General features: G+C 72.9%; 17 protein-coding genes. 12 read left to right on the top strand and 5 right to left on the bottom strand.

Features of this window, described 5'->3' with window-relative positions; all coding sequences use genetic code 11:
• Positions 1-2,725: helix-turn-helix transcriptional regulator (locus HCN51_RS11775; RefSeq protein WP_346433613.1), on the top strand; the 2,725-nt coding region annotated here is incomplete at its 5' end.
• A 77-nt stretch (positions 2,726-2,802) separates the two neighbouring features.
• A complete protein-coding gene (locus HCN51_RS11770; protein WP_168009577.1) occupies positions 2,803-3,714 on the top strand; it encodes an alpha/beta hydrolase family protein in 912 nt (303 codons plus the stop codon).
• A 51-nt stretch (positions 3,715-3,765) separates the two neighbouring features.
• On the opposite strand, the gene HCN51_RS11765 is transcribed toward HCN51_RS11770, so the two are convergent.
• Entirely contained in the window at positions 3,766-4,311 is a 546-nt protein-coding gene (locus HCN51_RS11765; protein ID WP_168009576.1) for a carboxymuconolactone decarboxylase family protein, read from the bottom strand.
• A gap of 132 nt (positions 4,312-4,443) precedes the next feature.
• On the opposite strand from HCN51_RS11765, the gene HCN51_RS11760 reads away from it, so the two are divergent.
• The gene (locus tag HCN51_RS11760) at positions 4,444-5,211 is read left to right on the top strand and encodes an MmyB family transcriptional regulator (RefSeq protein ID WP_206066853.1); all 768 of its coding nucleotides are present in this window, start codon (positions 4,444-4,446) and stop codon (positions 5,209-5,211) included.
• A gap of 19 nt (positions 5,212-5,230) precedes the next feature.
• A complete protein-coding gene (locus HCN51_RS11755) occupies positions 5,231-5,743 on the top strand; it encodes a GNAT family N-acetyltransferase (RefSeq protein WP_346433612.1) in 513 nt (170 codons plus the stop codon).
• Here HCN51_RS11755 and HCN51_RS11750 read toward each other — a convergent pair.
• Positions 5,740-6,381, bottom strand: a complete 642-nt coding sequence (locus tag HCN51_RS11750; RefSeq protein WP_168009612.1) for a DNA alkylation repair protein — start codon at positions 6,379-6,381, stop codon at positions 5,740-5,742. The two genes, HCN51_RS11755 and HCN51_RS11750, sit on opposite strands and share 4 nt — an antisense overlap.
• Positions 6,382-6,571: 190 nt before the next feature.
• On the opposite strand from HCN51_RS11750, the gene HCN51_RS11745 reads away from it, so the two are divergent.
• Complete coding sequence (locus HCN51_RS11745; RefSeq protein ID WP_168009575.1) at positions 6,572-6,973, top strand: hypothetical protein; 402 nt, start codon at positions 6,572-6,574, stop codon at positions 6,971-6,973.
• A gap of 71 nt (positions 6,974-7,044) precedes the next feature.
• A complete protein-coding gene (locus HCN51_RS11740) occupies positions 7,045-7,806 on the top strand; it encodes a TetR/AcrR family transcriptional regulator C-terminal domain-containing protein (protein WP_168009574.1) in 762 nt (253 codons plus the stop codon).
• Positions 7,807-8,158: 352 nt separating this feature from the next.
• Here HCN51_RS11740 and HCN51_RS11735 read toward each other — a convergent pair whose 3' ends face one another.
• Positions 8,159-8,914, bottom strand: a complete 756-nt coding sequence (locus tag HCN51_RS11735; protein WP_168009573.1) for a class I SAM-dependent methyltransferase — start codon at positions 8,912-8,914, stop codon at positions 8,159-8,161.
• Between the two features lie 43 nt (positions 8,915-8,957).
• Positions 8,958-10,145 carry an MFS transporter gene (locus HCN51_RS11730; RefSeq protein WP_168009572.1) on the bottom strand — a complete coding sequence of 396 codons (1,188 nt, stop codon included), beginning with the start codon at positions 10,143-10,145 and terminating at the stop codon, positions 8,958-8,960.
• A gap of 81 nt (positions 10,146-10,226) precedes the next feature.
• Here HCN51_RS11730 and HCN51_RS11725 point away from each other — a divergent pair, with 81 nt between their 5' ends.
• On the top strand, positions 10,227-10,808 hold the full coding sequence (locus HCN51_RS11725; RefSeq protein WP_168009571.1) for a TetR/AcrR family transcriptional regulator: 582 nt from the start codon (positions 10,227-10,229) through the stop codon (positions 10,806-10,808).
• A gap of 237 nt (positions 10,809-11,045) precedes the next feature.
• Entirely contained in the window at positions 11,046-12,422 is a 1,377-nt protein-coding gene (locus HCN51_RS11720) for a DUF7507 domain-containing protein (RefSeq protein WP_168009569.1), read from the top strand.
• Positions 12,423-12,430: 8 nt separating this feature from the next.
• Here the strand turns inward: HCN51_RS11720 and HCN51_RS11715 are convergent, their stop codons facing one another.
• The gene (locus HCN51_RS11715) at positions 12,431-12,880 is read right to left on the bottom strand and encodes an Lrp/AsnC family transcriptional regulator (RefSeq protein WP_080047111.1); all 450 of its coding nucleotides are present in this window, start codon (positions 12,878-12,880) and stop codon (positions 12,431-12,433) included.
• Positions 12,881-13,044: 164 nt separating this feature from the next.
• On the opposite strand from HCN51_RS11715, the gene HCN51_RS11710 reads away from it, so the two are divergent.
• The 4 genes from HCN51_RS11710 (at position 13,045) to HCN51_RS11695 (ending at position 18,866) form a co-directional block, all read left to right on the top strand.
• Positions 13,045-16,386, top strand: a complete 3,342-nt coding sequence (locus tag HCN51_RS11710) for an indolepyruvate ferredoxin oxidoreductase family protein (protein ID WP_346433611.1) — start codon at positions 13,045-13,047, stop codon at positions 16,384-16,386.
• Between the two features lie 51 nt (positions 16,387-16,437).
• Positions 16,438-17,577: an acyl-CoA dehydrogenase family protein gene (locus HCN51_RS11705; RefSeq protein WP_168009565.1), complete on the top strand. Its 1,140-nt coding sequence runs from the start codon at positions 16,438-16,440 to the stop codon at positions 17,575-17,577.
• 513 nt (positions 17,578-18,090) lie between these two features.
• Positions 18,091-18,480: a type II toxin-antitoxin system RelE/ParE family toxin gene (locus HCN51_RS11700; RefSeq protein ID WP_080041760.1), complete on the top strand. Its 390-nt coding sequence runs from the start codon at positions 18,091-18,093 to the stop codon at positions 18,478-18,480.
• On the top strand, positions 18,477-18,866 hold the full coding sequence (locus tag HCN51_RS11695; RefSeq protein ID WP_168009563.1) for a helix-turn-helix domain-containing protein: 390 nt from the start codon (positions 18,477-18,479) through the stop codon (positions 18,864-18,866). The genes HCN51_RS11700 and HCN51_RS11695 overlap by 4 nt, the downstream gene beginning before the upstream one ends.
• The last annotated feature ends 13 nt before the right edge of the window (positions 18,867-18,879 follow it).

Below are 18,879 nucleotides of genomic sequence, written 5' to 3'. Positions count from 1 at the left end.
ACGCGCCCTGCTGCGGCTGCTCGACCGCGCCCGCGAAGGCGCCGGCGGGGCGCTGCTCCTCGTGGGTGCGCCCGGCATCGGCAAGACGGCGCTGCTCGACCTGGCCGCCGCCCACGCCGGCCCCGAGTTCCGCGTGCTGCGGGTTTCCGGGGTCGAGGCGGAGTCGCGGCTGCCGTACGCCGGGCTGCACGGCCTGCTGCGACCGGTCGCCGCGCACGCCTCCGCCCTGCCCGACGCCCAGGCGCGGGCCCTGCTGTCAGTGCTGGAGTCCGGTGCGCTGGAGCCCGGGACGGGCGCCGGCGGGCTCGCGCTGCCCGCGGCGGTGCTCGGCCTGCTGTCGGCGGTGGCCGCCGGGCAGCCGGTGCTGGCCTGCGTGGACGACGTGGACCTGCTGGACGCGGACAGCCGGGACGTGCTGTCGTTCGCCGCCAGGCGGATCGCGGGCGAGCGGGTGGCGCTGCTGTTCACGGCCGGGGAAGGCGAACGGTCGGCGGTGCCGGGGGTCCCCGTGCGCACGCTGGGCGGGCTGGACGGGGCGGCCGTGCGGGAGCTGGCCGATGACGTGGCCCGTGATCCGGCGGTGGGCAAGGTGGCGGAGGATCTGCTCGCCGCGCTGGACCACATCGCCAGGGGCAACCCGCTCGCGCTGGCCGAGCTGATCGGCGCGCTCACCCCCGATCAGCTCGCCGGCCTGGCCGCGCCGCCCGTGGCGCTGCCCAAGGGCGGGCGGTCGTGGCGGGGGCACGCGCGGCGGCTCGCGGCCCTGCCCGGCGAGGCGCAGCGGCTGCTCCTGCTGATCGCCGCCGACCCCGGGCTCGACCTGCCCACGCTGATCCGCGCGGCCCGCCCCTCGTGCGCGCTGACGGTGCTGGAGCCGGCCGAGTGGGCGGGCGTCCTGCAGTCCACCGGCGACCGGTACGACTTCCGCGCCCCGGCCATGCGCGGCGTCGCCTACTACGGCGCGTCCCTCCTGAGGCGGCGCAGCGCCCACCGGCTCCTGGCGGCGCTGCTGGCGGACGAGCGGCCCGAGCCGCCCCGGCTGCGGCTGGCCTGGCACCGGGCGTGCGCCCTCGACGGCCCGCCCGCCGCCCTGGCCGACGACCTCGCCAAGGCCGCGCTCGACGCCCGTCCCGCGTACACGCATCCCGAGCCGTACCTGGCGCTGGAACGCGCGGCCGAGCTCACCGACCCGCACGACCCGGCCAAGGCCGAGCGGCTGGCCGCCGCCGCCCGGTACGCGTGGGTGGCCGGACACCCCCAGGTGGCCCGTTCGCTGCTGGCCCGGCTGCGCAGCCTCAGGGCGCCCGACGAGCTGCGCGCCCACGTCCAACTCCTGCACGGCAGCCTGGAGCTGCTCGGCGGCGAGACCGGCAGCGCCCGCGAGGAGCTGCTCGCGGCGGCGGACTGGCTCCTGGAGAGCCACCGCATGCTGGGGGTGCGCGCGCTGGTGCGGGCCGCCGACGCCAGCTACCGGGCGGGCGACAACCGCGCGTTCATCGCGATCGCCCGGCAGGCCGCCGCCCTGCGGCGGCCGGACGAGACGGTGCCGACGCAGCTCATGTTCGAGTACCTCGCCGGGATGGCCTCCACGTTCAGCGGCTCGCACCAGGAAGCGGCGGCGCCGCTGCGGCGGGTGGTGGAGCTGGCCGAGTCGGTGCGCGACCCGTCCGTGCTGGTGTGGGCATGCGTGGCCAGCATGCTCCTCGGTGAGGACGCGACCGCGCACCGGCTGTCGGCCCGCGCCATCGAGGCGGCCCGCGTGCGCGGCGCGGTCTCGGCCATGCCGCAGCTCCTGGAGTACATGATCTACCCGGAGATCTGGATGGGCCGTTACGCCGCCGTGGCCGCGACCGCCGCCCAGGGACTGCGCCTGGCGCAGGAGACCGGCCAGCTCAACATGGCCGCCCAGCACCTGGCCTGGCTGGCGATCACGGCGGCCGTGGAGGGCGACCAGGAGACGTGCCGGGCGCGCGCCGACGCCGCCATCGACCTGGCCGGCGCGCACGACCTGGGCATCGCGGGCGCGATCGGCAACTGGGCGCTGGCCTACCTGGACCTGGCCGGAGGCCGCCCCGCCGACGCGGCGAACCGGCTGCGGGCCGAGCGCCGCACCAACAACCACGTCGTCATCCGGGTCATGGCCACGCCGCACTTCATCGAGGCGTGCGCGCGTACCGGCGACCACGAGGCGGCCGGGGCCGCGCTGCGCGTCATGGAGCGGTGGGTGGGCAGCACGCGCAGCCCGGACCTGCGGGCGCTGGTGTCCCGTTGCCGCGCGCTGCTGGCCGGGCCCGGCGAGGCGGAGGAGCTGTTCAGGGAGGCGCTCGACCTGCACGGGCAGGGGGTGTACGAGTTCGAGGCGGCACGTACGAGACTCCTGTACGGGAGCGCGCTGCGGCGCGACCGGCGACCCGGCGCGGCCAGGACGCACCTGCACGCGGCGCTGGAGACGTTCGAGCGGTACGGCGCCCGCCTGTGGACCGAGCAGGCCAGGGCCGAGCTGCGCGCCTCCGGCGATTCCGTCCGGCCGGCCTTCGACGCGACGACCGGCCAGCTCACCGCGCAGCAGCTGCAGATCGCCCGCATGGTCGCCGAGGGCGCCACCAACAAGGAGGTGGCCGAGCAGCTGTTCCTGAGCCGCCGCACCGTCGAGCACCACCTCAGGAACATCTTCAGCCGCCTCGGCATCCGCTCCCGCGTCGAACTGGTCAGGCTCATGTCCTGAATTCAGGACCGGTGATTTCACCGATGCACGGCTTACTGCTCATCCGAACAATGGCCACAGAAAGCAGTCACCCCCCGATGAGCAGGGAGTATGACGACGTGCAGCTATCCACCCCCCGGTTCGGCGCGCGAACGTTGACCAAGCTCGCCCTCACCGTCTCACTGGTCGGCGGCGCCCTGATGGCCGCCTCCCCCGCCCAGGCGCAGGGTCCGTACGAGCGCGGCCCCGACCCCACGGACGCCATCCTCGAGGCCAGTCGCGGCCCGTTCTCGACGGCGCAGACCAGCGTCTCCTCGCTGAGCGTCAGCGGCTTCGGCGGCGGCACCATCTATTACCCGACCGACACCAGCCAGGGCACGTTCGGCGCGATCGCGATCTCGCCCGGGTACACGGCCAGGTGGTCGAGCCTGGCGTGGCTCGGCCCGCGCATCGCCTCGCACGGCTTCGTCGTGATCGGCATCGAGACCAACACGATCTACGACCAGCCCGCCAGCCGGGGCCGCCAGCTCCTGGCGGCGCTCGACTACCTGGTCGAGGACAGCTCGGCCACGGTACGCAACCGCATCGACCCGTCGCGGCTCGCCGTCGCCGGGCACTCGATGGGCGGCGGCGGCACCCTGGAGGCGGCCAACGACCGGCCGTCGCTGCAGGCCGCCGTGCCGCTCGCGCCCTGGAACCTGACGAAGTCGTGGACGGGGGTGCGCGTGCCCACGATGATCATCGGTGGCGAGGCCGACACCGTCGCCCCGGTGGCCACGCACTCGGAGCTGTTCTACTCCAGCATCCCGGCCTCCTCGGAGAAGGCGTACCTGGAGCTGAACAACGCCAGCCACTTCTTCCCGCAGACCACCAACACCACGATGGCCAAGTCGATGGTGGCCTGGCTGAAGCGGTTCGTCGACGACGACACCCGCTACGAGCGGTTCCTGTGCCCGCCGCCCAGCGGGCTGTCGATCGAGGAGTACCGCCACACCTGCCCCAGCTCGTGACCACCTGATCCACCGATGGCGGCCGTCTGTCCGCGGCCGCCATCGGCCTTCCTACGCTGTGGCTTGCCATGCCTTGCCCGCGAGGGCGGCGTCGAGGGGCGTGCCGGTCACGTTCGCCGCCCAGTTCGCCATCGTCGTGAACGCCGCCTGCGCGATCACCTCAAGCACCTGCTCCCGCGAGTACCCGGCGGCCAGCATCGCGGCGAGGTCGTCCGCCGCCACCAGCCCGCCGGTGCGCAGGATCGCCCCGGTGAACGCGGACAGCGCGCTGACCTGCTCGCCCTTGCCCTCTCGCAGCGCCTCGATCACCTCGGGCGCCAGGCCCGCCCGCTCGGCGAACGCGGTGTGCGCGGCCACGGACCAGGCGCACCGGTTCGCCACGCTGACCGTGAGCCCGACCACCTCGCGCTCGGCGGGGCTCAGCGCGGACTGCCGCAGCGCCCGCTGCAACTGGTTGAACCCGTCGATCGCGACCGGGGAGGCCGCGAGGTTCCCCGCCAGGTTGGGTACGAACCCCACCCGCTGCCGCAGCTCGTCCAGCGGCTGCCGGGACGCCTCGGGCGCCGATTCGACGGTGTGCACGATGAAGACGGTCATCTCGTCCGACCTCCATGGGAGGGCCAGGAGCACGTCCCCTGGCCGGGCTCCTCACTATCGGCGGCCCCGCGCCGCGTTCCCATTCCCTCCGGGGGAAGTGCGCGCGGGCGCGCGGCGTCGTTCACTGTGAGGGTGAGCACCCCACTCGGTGACCTGCTGCGCCACTGGCGGCGGGTACGGCGGATGAGCCAGCTCGCCCTGGCCCACCACGCGCAGGTCTCGCCGCGCCACCTCAGCTTCGTCGAGAGCGGCCGCTCCACCCCCAGCCGCGAGTGGATCATGGGTTTGGCCGGCGCGCTCCAGATCCCGCTGCGCGAACGCAACGACCTGCTGCTCGCGGCCGGGTACGCCCCCGCCTACCGGGAGACGTCGATCGCCGAGCCGGCGATGGCCACGATCAGGGCGGCCCTGGAGCGCGTCCTGACCCACCACGAGCCGTACCCGGCCGTGGTCATGGACCGCCACTGGAACATCACGCAGGCCAACCACCCCGCCGAGGTCATGTTCCGCTACTTGCGCGCCACCCCGCCCGCGACCGCCTCCGCCAACGTGATCAGGCTCATGTTCGACCCCCGCGAGCTGCGCCCGCACGTCGCCAACTGGGACGAGGTGGCCCCCGCCCTCATCCAGCGCGTGCACCGCGAGGCCGTCGGCGGCCTCCCGGACGCCACCACCCGCGCCCTGCTGGAGGAGATCCTGCCTCCCGACCGGCGCGGGCCCGACCTCAGAGCCCCGCTCCTGCCGGTCGTCCCGGTCACCTTCGCCAAGGACGGCCTGACCGTCAGCTACTTCTCCATGATCACCACCGTCGGCACCCCGCAGGACGTCACGGCCCAGGAGCTGCGCGTGGAGAGCTTCTACCCGGCCGACCCCGAGACGGTGCGGCACCGATGGACCTGATCCACATACTGTGACGTCTGTGAGTATCAAGACATACCCGGCCTCCCCCGCCGATGGGGACACGGTCGGCGAGATCCACGCGGAGTCCTGGAAGGCCGCCTACGCCCGGTTCTACTCCGGGCAGTTCTTCGAGGAGGCCGTGCACGATCGGCGCACCAAATGGGCGCGCAAGCTCGCCGAGGAGCAGGACACCAACACCGCGCTGCTCGCCACGCTCGACGGCCGTCCGCTGGCCTTCTCCTACTTCGGCCCCTCGCCAGAGCATCCCGGCTCCGCCGAGATCTTCGGCTTCTACGGCCATCCGGACGGCTGGGGCAGCGGTATCGCCTCGGCCCTGATGACCGCGACCCTCGACCGCATCCGTGCGGACGGGTTCGGCCACGTCCACCTGTGGACGTTGCGCGACACCCCGCAGTCGCGCCGCTTCTACACCAAGAGCGGCTTCACCGAGTCCGGCACCGTGCGCACGCACGACTACGGCGACGGCAACCCGCTCCCCCAGGTCGAGTACGAGCTGAGGTTCCCGGCCTAGGCGTGCTGCCTGCGCGCCATCTCGTTGATCCAGACAGGCGCGAACGGGGACGTGCAGCCCGGCGACGTCGGGTAGTCCTTGAGCACCTGGAGGCGTTCACCGATGTCGACGGCGCGGGCGCGGTGCTCGGCGTGCTCGATCCCGATCTGCGCCAGGCAGTGGTTCATCGCCCACTGCAGGCGGTCGGGGGCGTCCTTCATCTCGGCCTCGATCACGTCGAGCAGCCTTGGCAGGTCGAGGCCCTCGGGCTGCTTCGCCACCCGCTCGGTCGTCAGCGCCCACCCCGCACTCGCCACCACCGGATCCGGATCGGCGGACCAGGCCACGCGCAGCTCCTCCGCGTGCGGGCTCTTCTTCACCACGTAACTGACCAGCCAGTCGTGCACCTTGGGCGGGCGCGCCTGGCGGATCATGGTGTCCAGCTCGTCCCGCCCGAACGCCTTCGGCCGGCAGATCAGCAGCGCCAGCAACCGCGCCGCGGTGTCGCCGGTCTCCCAGAGCTGCCGGGCCAGCTCCTGCTGGGTCTTCAGGCGCTTGGCGATGGCGCGCAGCTTGCCGAGGTTCACGCCGTGGTCGTCACCGTGCCGCTCGTTCACCTCGCGGATCCTCGGATCCTCCAGCGCGGCCAGCTCAGCCATCACCTCAGCCACCGTCGCTCCGGCCACCGGCTTTCCCGTCACCGTCGCCCCGGCCACCGTCTTCCCAGCCTCCGTCGCCCCGGCCACCTCAGCCTCCCGCCATCCTCGTCCCGGCTGAGAGCCTATGCCGTGCGGCACCCCACCAGCACCGGCACCGAAATTGACGGTGCCGTTCGTTAGTGTCCGGCGCATGGCCGTTCGACCCACCACCTACTGGCGCGAGAACGTCGCCGAGGAGGCCCGTCTGGTCGCCTCGGGCGGGCTCGACCCCGCCGACGCGTACGCCGCGGAGCTGTTCCCCGAGTCCATGCTGCTCGGCACCGACGAGGTCCTGTCCCGTTTCGAGGCCGACCTGGCAGCGCTGTCGGCCCCCTCCGACGAGGAGGTGTTCGCGGTCGTCGAGCGGGCGGTGCTCGCCCTCAACCAGGTGAACGAGCAGCACGGCGAGGCCGCCTACGAGACCGGCGAGCGGGAATACCTGTGCGCCTTCATCGAGGAGTCGATCGTCGAGGCCGGCATCGACGTCGACGCGTTAGCGGCCCGCCACGGCCTGACCCGCCACGAGATCACCGACAAGTGGCGAGAGTGGTGAACGACGTTCGCGCACCTTGAACGCCGTTTAATCAAGCTGAACGCTGATCGTTGTTCGAGTACGGTGTGGAAGTGCCTCTCTCAGACTCCGCCGACGGCTCGGTGTGGCTGCGCCGCGAGCGCCCGCTGCGCGACCGCCAGCTCAGCCGCGCCCACATCGTGAGCGCCGCCGTCCCCGTGCTGGACACCGAGGGGCACCGGGGCCTCTCCATGCGCCGGATCGCCACCGACCTCGGGGTGACGGCCGGCTCTCTCTACTGGTACGTCCGCACCAAGGACGACGTGCTGGAGCTGGCGCTCGACCGGGTGCTCGGCGAGGTGAACGCCGACCCCGACGAGCCCGACTGGCGGCATGGGCTGGCCGCGCTCGCCCGCAACACCCGCGCGATGCTGCTGCGCCACCGGTGGGCGCTGCTGGAGCTGACCGTCCGGCCCAACCTGGGCCCCAACGCCTTCACCCTGGCCGAGACGGGCCTGCACCTCCTGTCCAGGGCCGGCTTCGCCGACGCCGACCTCGACGCCGCCATGGCCACGGTCAACGACCAGGTGGTGGGCGCCGTGATCGCCGAGGTCGCCTGGCGCGACACGCTGACCCGCATGCGGGAGAGCGGCGTGGAGTGGACCGAGCACGCCACCGCCGCCTACCTCCGCGACGTCGCCGCCCGCCACCCGCTCCTGGCCCGCCGAATGGCCGCCGGCAAGGGGGTCGACGTGGAGCGAGACAGCGAACGCCGCTTCGAGTTCGCCCTGAGCTGCCTGCTGGCGGGGTTGGCGGCGACCTGCGACGCGACAACCCCGAGCGAACGCACCCAAGCGGCACCCGCAACCCGCTGACCACCGCCCGCCGATCACAAGGCGGATGACCGACGGAGACCGCTCACCGGCGACCGACGCGGCCGAGCGACCAGCCGACGAAAGCCGCTCACCGGCGGGCGGCCGGGGCCGTTCACCAGCGGCCAGCCGAGGCGGGCGGGCGACCAACGGAGGCCAATCACCGGCGGCCGACGCGCGCGAGCGGGCAGCCGACCGAAGCCCTTCAGCGGCGGCCGTCCGGAGCGAGCGGGCGGCCGACCGAAGCGAGCGGGCGGGCGGCCGACCGAAGCGAGCGGGCGGCCGACCGAAGCCGATCACCCGCGGGCGGCCGGCGCGGGCGGATGGGTGAGGCTGGGCGGGTGCCGAGAGGGGTCTACTCGTCAGGCGGGGGCCGGTGGCCGGTGTCGTTGCCTTTGACGCATCTCAGCACGAGGAACACGGGGAACCTGGCGGCATCCGGACGTTTCGAGGCCCAGTCGGGGGCGGGCTCGGGCTCCGCCATCTCGTCCACCCAGAGGTCGTGGCGGCGCAGGGTGTTGACGTACGTCGAGAGCGTGCGGTGGTTCGCGCCCACCTGGCGGCGCAGCGACGACAGCTCGCCGTCGGCCCGCCACCACCCCTCGTCGTAGTAACGCCCGCCACCGCCCGCCCACGACCCCGACACCCCTGTGCCGCCGGGGAAGCAGGGGTGCAGGATCGAGCACACGAAGACCCCGCCGGGCCGGAGGGCCGCGGCGGTGGTGGCCATGGCGCCCTCCAGGTCGTCGATGTCGGACAGCCCGAAACTGCACACCACGGCATCGAACACCCCGAGCTCCCGCACCGAGCCCGCCCCCGCCGGCGCGGTGGCGTCGGCGTGGAGGTAGCGGATGCCGAGAGGGGATTCGCGTTCGGCCGCCTCCGCCTTCGCGATCAGCGCGGCGGAGAGGTCGGCGCCCACGACCGAGGCGCCGCGCCGGGCGAGTGCCCGGCTGATGCGCCCGTGGCCGCAGGCGAGGTCGAGGACGCGCCGCCCGGCCACCGGCTCGGCCAGGGAGAGCAGGCGGCGCGCGGCTGGGTCGTCGATGTCGTCGGTCCAGCCGGCCGCGTAGAAGTCGGCGATCTCGTCGTACCGGGCGATGCCTGCCATGCCCCGACCCTAGGCGAGCCGGCGGTCGCGGCAGTAGGGCTGTTCATCGAGCGCGGAATCGGCGTCCCGCCAGCCAGAACAGGGCGAGGGCGATCAGCTCGACAACGGCGGCCACGGCGGGCAGCCAGCCGCTGCCGTGCCCGGCGAGCACCAGCCCGCCCACCGCACCCCCGCCGGACACGCCGGCGTAGACGGCGCTGCTGTTGAGCGCGAGCGCCTGCGGCCCGGCCGGGCCGGCCAGGGCGAGCAGGCGGGTCTGGGCGGGCGGCGGAATCCACCACGAGACGCCCGCCCACACGGCCAGGAGGGGCAGCAGCGCCGGCAGCGGCACGGGCCGCAGGAGCAGGCAGGCGCTGAAGACGGCCATCACCGCCGCGAACCCCACGATCCCGGCGATCAGCGCCCGGTCGGGCCCCCACCGGTCGGCGGCCCGCCCGCCGAGCTGCCCGCCGGCGAACCCGGCGACCCCCGCCAGCACGAACACCCATCCCAGCTCGACGGGCCCCGCCCCCGCCAGGTCGTGCAGGAACGGGGCGAGGTAGGTCAGCACCATCATGCTGCCCAGCACGATCGCCACGATCCCGAGCAGCCCGAGCAGCACTTCGGCGCGGGCCAGCGGCGCGAGCCGGTCCCGTACGGGCATGGCGGCGACGGGCGGCGTCTCCGGCAGGGTCGCCAGGAGGGCCACCAGCGCGACCAGCCCCAGCGCCCCGCCGACCCCGAACGTGGCCTGCCAGCCGAACGCGCCGCCCACCCACGTGCCGATGGGCACGCCGAGCGCGAGCGACCCGGTCAGCCCGCCCATCACGAGGGCCAGGTAGCGGCCCTGGCGGCCGTCGGGGGCGAGGGTGGTGGCGATGGCGTACCCGGCGGGCACGACGGCCGCCGCCGCCACCGCGGCCAGCACGCGCAGGCCCATGAGCAGGGCGTACGAGGTGGTGAACGCCGCCGCCCAGTTGGCCGCGACGAACACCGCGAGCGCGCCGGTGAGCAGCCGCCGGCGCGGCCAGGTGGCGGTCACCACGGAGGCGACGGGCGCGGCCAGCGCGAACGCGAGCGAGAAGGCGGTGACGAGCTGCCCGCCCGCCGCCTCGCTGACGCCGAGGTCGGCGGAGACGGCGGGCAGGACGCCGGCGATCACGTAGTCGTCGGTGGCGAAGGTGAACGTGGTGAACACCAGGGCGAGCAGCCAGGCGGGCAGGCGGGCGCGCTGCCGTACGGCGACGGGCATGGGGATCCCCTCGATAAAGGTAACGACTGTTTCCCCGTTAGGGTAACAGTCGTCACCTCAATGACGTCAAAGGGAACTGCGATGGCCAGGACCGCCGACCCGCACCGCCGCGCCGAGCTGCTCGACCAGATCGTCGACTACCTGGCCGACCACGGCCTCTCGACGTTGTCGATGCGGCCGCTGGCCCAGCACCTGGGCAAGTCCACGCGGGTGCTGACCCACCACTTCGCCGACAAGGAGGCCCTGCTGTCGGCCACCATGGAGCGCCTGGACGAGCGGCACCGGGCCTGGCTGCGCTCCCTGCCGGGCTGGTCCGGCGCCGACAGCGTGGGGACGATCATCCGGCGTACCTGGGACTGGCAGGCGCAGGAGGAGAACCTGCCGGTCGCCCGGCTGATCCACGAGATCGAGGGGCTGGCGGCGGCGGGCAAGCTCGCCGGTCACGTGCCCCGGCTGCTGGCGGACCGGTCGGAGTTCGTGGCGGGGCTGCTGCGGGAGCGGGGGGTGCCCGAGACCGACGCCCTGCGGATCTCCACGCTGGCCAACTCGGCGTACACGGGGCTGCAGATCGACTTCCTCACCACCGGCGACCGGGACCGGGTGGAGGCGGCACTGGACCAGCTCTGCGCCCTCGTGGACGAGTGGGTCGCCGCCGCCACCTGAGCGAGCGCCACCTCCTGAGCAGGCGCCACCTCCTGAGCAGGCGCCACCTCCTGAGCAGGCGCCACTGAGCAGGTGCCACTGAGCAGGTGCCACCTGAGCGGGCCCCACCTGAGCGGGCGCCCCGAGGCAAAGTCTCCGTCATGGCGGCGCATGGTTGCGGTCTGACCGCCTCCGCGACCCCGGCGGCCGGTAGGAGGCTGATCCCCGGGTCGAGCAGGCACGAGGCGGGGGTAGGACATGGGCGGCAGGCCCGGGATCGCGGCGCTCATCGCGCTCGCCGCGCTGAGCGGCAGCGGCTGGGCCCCAGCCTCCGCCACCACGCCGAGCATCGGCCGCGCCATGACCCCCGCACCACTCGACGGCCGCGCCGCAGCCTCCGCACCGCTCGACGGCCGGGTTCCAGCCCCAGCGCAGGCCCCAGCCTCGCCGCCGCTCGCCGCGCGGAGCGGTGGCCGGGTCGCGGTCCCCTCGCCGCCGAACCCCGCCCTCCCCTCCCAGCCCGGCCCCGGCTCCCCCACCCGGCCGGGCCCCGACCCGGCTCCGCCGCCGGGCGCCGACCCCGGTCCCGCCGTCCCGCCCTCGCCGGTGGACCCCTCTCCCATCGGCCCGAGCCTGCACCTCACCGGGGACCTCAGCCCCGTGGTGGCCGGCACCGAGTCCCGCTACACGCTGACCGTCACCAACACCGGCGACCAGCCCGCGGACGGCGTCATCATCGCCGCCCTCCTCGACCACAACGCCACCCCCGGCCGCCTCCCCTCCGGCTGCTCGCGTACCGGCCGCACCATAACCTGCGGCGGCCCCGGCCTGACCGTCCCGGCGGGCCGCGGCGTCACGTACGAGCTGCCGATCACCACCGACCCGGCCCTGAGGGACGGCACGACGCTCACCCACCGCGCCCACGTCACCGCCCCCGGCACCTCAGGGGACGAGTCGCAGTCGACCGCACAGTCCATGACCAGGGCGGACGTCGAGCTGGTCAAGACGGCCGCCACCGGGGACGGCACGATCACCTACACGCTGACGGTCACGAACCGCGGCCCGTCACAGGCGACGGACGTCACCGTGCAGGACCCGACCGGGGCGACGATCGCCGCCCGCCCCGCCGAGTGCCCGGGAGACGGCCCCACCCTGTCGTGCCCCATCGGCCTGCTGGCGCCGAACGAGAGCCGGACGCTCACGTTCACGGTCACTCCCAGCACCACGGGCGTGGTGCGGAACTGCGCCACGGTCAGCACCGGCGACCGCGAGGAGCGTACGGCCGACAACCGCTCCTGCGCGGACGCGCTGGTGGAGCCGGCGCCGTCACCGTCCAAGAGCCCCAAGAAGAGCAGGCGGGAGGAGCCTGAGGCGCCGCTCGCCGAGGCGCTGCCGCCCGAGCCCGCCCCGCCCACCGCGCAGACCGGCGCCGCCGCCGACCGGAACGACGTGCCGCCCCCGGCGCACCACCTGAGCCCCGAGCTGCCCCTGACCGGCGCCTCGTTCTGGATGCTGGGCCTCGGCGTCGCGGTGCTGCTCGCGATCGGCCTGCTCGTGCGCTACTTCTCGCGCCGTGACGACCGCCGTGACGACCGCCGCGATGAGCACCGCGCTGAGACCGGGCAGGAGAGCTGACGGGCCTGTCACGGCACCGGCGTGTCGCGGGTCCAGGAGCCCAGGACGAGCAGCGTCTTCGTCCCCGTGACGTCCCCGGCCCGGCGCAGGCGGTCGATGACCTGCTGGAGGTGGCCGAGGTCGCGCACCCGTACGTGGATGAGCGCGTCGGGGTCGCCCGCGATCGTGAACACCGCCTGCACCTCGGGCACGTCGGTGGCGGTGCGGATGATCTCGGCGACGGGCGTGGTGCCGGGGTAGCGCAGCTCGGTGAAGGCCTCGATGCCCCACCCGAGCTTGGCGTAGTCGATCTGCACGGTGAAGCCGGTGATGACGCCGAGCTCCTTGAGCCGGTCGACCCTCCGCTTGACCGCCGCCACCGACAGCCCGATACATTCGGCCATCTCGGAGAACGTCCGGCGCCCGTCCTCCCGCAGGAGCCTCAGCACTCGATGGTCGATCTCGTCCAGCTCAGGCACGGAGCACGCCTCCTTCAGGCGCAAATAACATCATCCACGAAGCCCATGAACTCATATTGTTTGCGTCTTCAGCCCACTTTCTCATCTAATACTTGCGCATGTCATGCCCGCGTTGCTGTGCTGGGAATCACCAAGCGAGCACGTACGACACCCAGGAGGTCCGCGTGAGCGTGAGCGAGACTCCCGCCCCCGTGTCGCTCGACGACAAGTACACCGCGCTCGACGGCCGGGTGCTCATCTCCGGCATCCAGGCCCTGGTCCGCCTGACTCTGGAGCAGCGCCGCCTCGACCAGGCGCGCGGCCTGGACACGCGGGCGTACGTCAGCGGCTACCAGGGCTCGCCGCTGGCGGGCGTGGACCTGGAGATGGGCCGGGCCAAGCGGTTCCTGGACGAGGCCGGCGTGGTGTTCCAGGCCGGACTGAACGAGGAGCTGGCCGCCACGGCGGTGGCCGGCACGCAGCTGCTGGAGCAGGTGCCGGGCCGCCGGCACGACGGCGTGATCGGCTTCTGGTACGGCAAGAACCCCGGCCTCGACCGCGCCGCCGACGCCATCAGGCACGCGAACGTGGCGGGCACGGCCCCGCTGGGCGGCGCGGTCGCCTGGATCGGCGACGACCCCGGCTGCAAGTCCTCGACGTTGCCGAGCTCGTGCGAGCCGATGTGCCAGAGCCTGTCGATGCCGCTGCTGGCGCCTGGCTCGGTGGCGGAGATCATCGAGTTCGGGCTGCACGCGGTGGCGATGTCGCGGGCGAGCGGCCTGTGGGTGGGGCTGAAGATCGTCGCGGACATCGCGGACGCCTCCGCCACCGTCGACCTCGCCCCGCTGCGCGCGGACGTCCCCGTCCCGGCCGGCGGCTCGAAGGGCTCCGCGCCGATCCTGCTCGGCCCGGCCGCCCTGGACGCCGAGCACGACATGCTGACCCGCCGGCTCGACCTGGCCCGCGCCTACGCCCGCGCCCACGGGCTGAACCGGATCATGGCGGGCGCCCGCAACACGGCCCTGGGCGTGATGGCGTCCGGCGCCACGTACGCGGTGGTCGAGCGCGCGCTGGCGGACCTGGGCCTGGACGCCGAGGAGGCGGGGCTGCGGCTGATCAGGATGGGCATGCCGTTCCCCGTCGCGCCCGACGAGCTGGCCGAGCTCACCTCCGGCCTGGACAAGGTGCTGGTCGTCGAGGACAAGGTGCCGTTCCTGGAGGGGCTGCTCAAGCAGTCCCTGTACGGCGGCGCGCACGTCCCGGCCGTCGTGGGCCGCGAGCTGCTCACCGCCCGGGGCACCCTGAGCGCCGAGGACGTCGCCACGGCCATCGCCACCTGCCTCGGCCTCGAAGCGCCGCGGAAGGCGTCCAGGAGGCGCGGCCTGCTGCCGGTGGTCGCGGCGCGCACCCCGTACTTCTGCTCGGGCTGCCCGCACAACACCTCCACCCGCACCTCCGACGACACGCTGGTCGGCGTGGGCATCGGCTGCCACGCGATGATCGCGCTGGACGGGCACGGGCGCGGCACCCAGGTCGGCATCACGCAGATGGGCGGCGAGGGCGCCCAGTGGATCGGGCTGTCGCCGTTCACCGACGACCGGCACTTCGTCCAGAACCTCGGCGACGGCACCTTCCACCACTCCGGCTCCCTCGCGATCAGGGCCGCCGTCGCGGCGGGGGTGCCGATGACGTACAAGCTGCTCTACAACGACGCCGTCGCCATGACCGGCGGCCAGCGCGCCGAGGGCCGCCTCGACGTGCCCGCGCTCGCCCACGAGCTGGCCGTCGAGGGCGTGCGCCGGGTGGTGATCACGACGCCGGAGCCGGAGACGTACCGGGGGGTGCGGCTGGCGCCGATCGCGTCCGTGCGGCACCGCGACGACCTCGCCGAGGTGGAGAAGGAGCTGGCGGCGCTGGGCGGCGTGACCGTGCTCATCCACGACGACCGCTGCGCGGCCGAGGAGCGCAGGCTGCGCAAGCGCGGCAAACTGCCCACTCCCACGCGCAAGGTCGTCATCAACGAGCGCGTCTGCGAGGGCTGCGGCGACTGCGGGGACGTCTCGACGTGCCTGTCCGTCCAGCCGGTCGAGACCGAGTACGGCCGCAAGACCCGCATCCACCAGGCGTCCTGCAACTCCGACGAGAGCTGCCTGAAGGGCGACTGCCCGTCGTTCCTGCTGGTGGAGCCCGGCACGAAGGAGCCCAGGAAGGCGCCGCCGCTGCCCGTCGAGCCGCCCGAGCCCGTCACCGCGCACGGCGACGAGGTGCTGATCAGGATGCCCGGCATCGGCGGCACCGGCGTGGTCACCGTCTCGCAGATCCTCCAGATGGCCGCCCACCTCGACGGCCTGCACGCGGCCGGCCTGGAGCAGACCGGGCTGGCGCAGAAGGGCGGGCCGGTCGTCAGCGACGTGCGGATCGGCAAGTGGGCGCCGAGCGGGTCCGTACGCGCCTCGCGCGGCGGCGCCGACGTGCTCATCGGGTTCGACGTGCTGGGGGCGGCGGCCGACGCCACCCTCGACGTGGCCTCGCCCGAGCGCACGGTCGCCGTCCTGAACACCTCCGTCGTGCCCACCGCCGCCATGGTCACCGGCCGGGTGCCCGTGCCCGGCCACGCCGCCGCCGTCTCCCGGGTCGAGAGCGCCACCCGCGAGCAGGTGTGCGTGGACGCGCACGCGCTGTCGGAGGCGCTGTTCGGCGACCACATGCCGGCGAACCTGCTGCTCCTCGGCGCCGCCTACCAGCACGGCTGCCTGCCCGTCAGCGCCGCCTCGATCGAGCGGGCCATCACGCTCAACCGGGCCGCCGTCGAGCAGAACCTGGCCGCCTTCCGCTGGGGCAGGGCCGCCGTCTCCCACCCGGACGCCGTCCGCGCCGCCCTCCTCGACACCCCGGAGGAGCCCCAGGGCCTCGACGACGTGATCGCCACCCGCGTCGCCGACCTGACCGGCTACCAGAACGCCACCTACGCCCGCACGTACGCCGACGACGTGCGGCACGTACGGACGCTGGCCGTCGAGCGGGCCGGCGAGACGGCCGGCACCGCGATCGCCCTCGCCTACGCGCGCGGCCTGCACAAGCTCATGGCCTACAAGGACGAGTACGAGGTCGCCCGCCTCCACCTCGACCCCGCCGAGAAGGCGCGGCGCGAGCGCGAGTTCGGCACCGACGCGGTCGTGTCCGTGCTGCTGCACCCGCCGGTGCTGCGCGCCATGGGCATGAAGCGCAAGATCAAGGTACGCCGCTCGGCCGGCGTCCTGTTCCGCGGCCTGCGGGCGGCCCGGGTGCTGCGCGGGACCGCGTTCGACGTGTTCGGCCGCGCCGGCGTGCGGCGGGTCGAGCGCGAGCTGATCCCCGAGTACCGCGACCTCGTCCGCACGGCGCTCGACCGGCTCACCCCCGAGACCGCCGCCGTCGTCGAGGAGCTCGCCGGCCTGCCCGAGCTGATCCGCGGGTACGAGGACATCAAGCTCGCCCGGGTGGCCGAGTTCCGCGAACGCGCCAGGAAGGCGCTGGAGAACCTGTAGCTCCACGAACGCGCCAGGAAGGCACTGGAGAGAACCTCTGAGGGAGTGATCGTGACAGTCGACCGCCTGCTGCCCCACCAGGATGCCAAGGACCTCATCGAGCTGACGAGGGAGATCGCCGACAGGGAGCTGGCGCGCCGGGTGGACGAGCACGAGCGCGCGGAGACGTACCCGGAGGGCCTGTTCGCCACCCTGGGCGCGGCCGGGCTGCTCGGCCTGGCCTACCCGGAGGAGTACGGCGGGGGCGGGCAGCCGTACGAGGTGTACCTCCAGGTGCTGGAGGAGCTGGCGATGCGCTGGGCCGCCGTCGCGGTGGCCACCAGCGTGCACACGCTCGCCTGCTTCCCCGTGTACGCGTACGGCACGGACGAGCAGCGCGCCCGCTGGCTGCCCGACATGCTGGCCGGCCACCTCATCGGCGGCTACAGCCTCTCGGAGCCCCAGGCCGGCTCCGACGCCGGCGCCCTGACCTGCAAGGCCGAGCCGGTCGAGACCGGCTGGCGGATCACCGGCAACAAGGCGTGGATCACCCACGGCGGCATCGCCGACTTCTACGCCCTGTTCGCCCGCACCGGCCCCGGCTCCCGCGGCGTCTCCTGCTTCCTCGCCCCCGGCACGGCCGAAGGCCTCACCTTCGGCCGCCCCGAGGAGAAGATGGGCCTGCACGCCATCCCGACGACCAGCGCCCACTGGGACGGCGCCATCCTCGACCGCGACCGCCTGATCGGCGAGGAGGGCCAGGGCCTCCAGATCGCCTTCAGCGCCCTCGACTCGGGCCGCCTCGGCATCGCCGCCTGCGCCACCGGCCTCGCCCAGTCCGCCCTCGACGAGGCCGTCACCTACGCCAAGGAACGCCAGACCTTCGGCAAGAAGATCATCGACCACCAGGGGCTCGGGTTCCTTCTCGCCGACATGGCGGCGGCCGTGGACAGCGCCCGGGCCACCTACCTCGACGCCGCCCGCCGTCGAGATGCCGGGCTTCCGTACAGCCGCCAAGCCAGCGTGGCCAAGCTGGTCGCCACGGATGCGGCCATGAAGGTGACTACCGATGCGGTGCAGGTTTTGGGGGGGTACGGGTATACGCGGGAGTTCAGGGTGGAGCGGTACATGCGCGAGGCCAAGATCATGCAGATCTTCGAGGGCACGAACCAGATCCAGCGGCTGGTGATCAGCCGGCATCTGGCGAAGTAGCCCCTGGCGTGCGGAAACCCCGCTCCCCTGTGCTGGGAGGCGGGGTTTCGTGTGTTGGGATTGGGTTCCTAGTTGATCACTGTTCCGTGCCTATTCCGTGAGAGACCTCGCGTGGACGGAACAGGCGTGCCCCGTTCCGTCGCTGTTCCGTGAGGACAGCACGACCAACGAAAGCTGACGAGAGCCGGCCACAGGTGTAATGCCTGGATCAACCCTCTGATCGCAGGGCTTCCCATGTGTCTGCGTTGGGTGTCGGAGATCATGCAGCCTTCGAGGCCGCCAATCAGATCCAGCGGCTGGTGATCAGCCGTCACCTGGTCAAGGAGCCCTAAGCCTGTCGAGACGTGGCTTCCCCATGTCCGCGGCGCCAAATGGCACTCGATCTGGCACTGTTCCCCTGGACGGCCTGAACCATAGCGGCCTTCCGCTCAGCCAAGCCCCAGCGAGACGTGTCGAAGGGGCGACGGCGTTTGCGCCACCATCCAAAAGTAAAGGGACGCCTATACTCGAAGGGTGCAGGACGAGTGGAGCATCTACGTCACCGACGAGGTCGATGCCTGGATCAGCAGTCTTGATCCGGGCTCGCACAGGCTTGTCATCGATGCGCTCGATCGGCTCGCTGAGAACGGCCCCGCGCTGGGCAGGCCACTCGTGGGCAAGGTGAACGGCTCGCGTATCGCCAACCTGAAGGAACTGCGCCCCCGCTCCACCGGACGTAGCGCACTTCGACTGCTGTTCGTCTTCGACCCAAGACGGGATGCCATCGTCCTTGTCGCCGGAGACAAGATCAAGACGAGTCCTCGAGACCCTAACCGCTGGTACGAGGAGGCCGTACCGCACGCAGAACGGCTGTACGAGAATTACCTGAAAGAGCGCGCAGAAGGGGAGCGGCAGGATCGATGACGACCTTCAAGAAGTGGGACCGCGCCAAGCACGTCGAGCAGGCCGGAGGGGAAGAGGCTCTGGCCGAGACCCGACGGATGGTTGACGAGTTCATTGACGTCTGGCAGCTTGCCCAGCGCCGCAAGAGCGCCGCTCTCACACAGAACGAGGTCGCCGCCATGATGGGGGTGACGAAGGCGCGGGTCTCGCAGATCGAGCGGGGGGAAGTCACCTCGGTCGACGTGGTGGCCCGTTATGTGGAGGCCATCGGCGGGCATCTCGAACTCACCGCCACCTTCCCCGGCGCCACCTACCGGCTACGCGCCAGTGGGATGAGGAAGGCGTGTAAGCGACATTTCAAGTTCATGGGCTCGCATGTGAAGTCGCGCACCACTGACGCTCTATAGCTCTAGGGTCGGC

Origin of the sequence: Nonomuraea composti (genome assembly GCF_012034275.1) — a bacterium.
Lineage (GTDB): Bacteria > Actinomycetota > Actinomycetes > Streptosporangiales > Streptosporangiaceae > Nonomuraea > Nonomuraea composti.
The sequence above is the reverse complement of the archived record's forward strand: the minus strand, read 5'-3'. Positions and strand labels throughout refer to the sequence as shown.

Excerpts from the sequence above, each read along its gene's own strand:
- HCN51_RS11770 (WP_168009577.1), top strand. The coding sequence starts at position 2,803 with ATGAGCAGGGAGTATGACGACGTGCAGCTATCCACCCCCCGGTTCGGC.
- HCN51_RS11765 (WP_168009576.1), bottom strand. The coding sequence starts at position 4,311 with ATGACCGTCTTCATCGTGCACACCGTCGAATCGGCGCCCGAGGCGTCC.
- HCN51_RS11750 (WP_168009612.1), bottom strand. The coding sequence starts at position 6,381 with ATGGCTGAGCTGGCCGCGCTGGAGGATCCGAGGATCCGCGAGGTGAAC.
- HCN51_RS11745 (WP_168009575.1), top strand. The coding sequence starts at position 6,572 with ATGGCCGTTCGACCCACCACCTACTGGCGCGAGAACGTCGCCGAGGAG.
- HCN51_RS11735 (WP_168009573.1), bottom strand. The coding sequence starts at position 8,914 with ATGGCAGGCATCGCCCGGTACGACGAGATCGCCGACTTCTACGCGGCC.
- HCN51_RS11730 (WP_168009572.1), bottom strand. The coding sequence starts at position 10,145 with ATGCCCGTCGCCGTACGGCAGCGCGCCCGCCTGCCCGCCTGGCTGCTC.
- HCN51_RS11725 (WP_168009571.1), top strand. The coding sequence starts at position 10,227 with ATGGCCAGGACCGCCGACCCGCACCGCCGCGCCGAGCTGCTCGACCAG.
- HCN51_RS11720 (WP_168009569.1), top strand. The coding sequence starts at position 11,046 with ATGGGCGGCAGGCCCGGGATCGCGGCGCTCATCGCGCTCGCCGCGCTG.
- HCN51_RS11695 (WP_168009563.1), top strand. The coding sequence starts at position 18,477 with ATGACGACCTTCAAGAAGTGGGACCGCGCCAAGCACGTCGAGCAGGCC.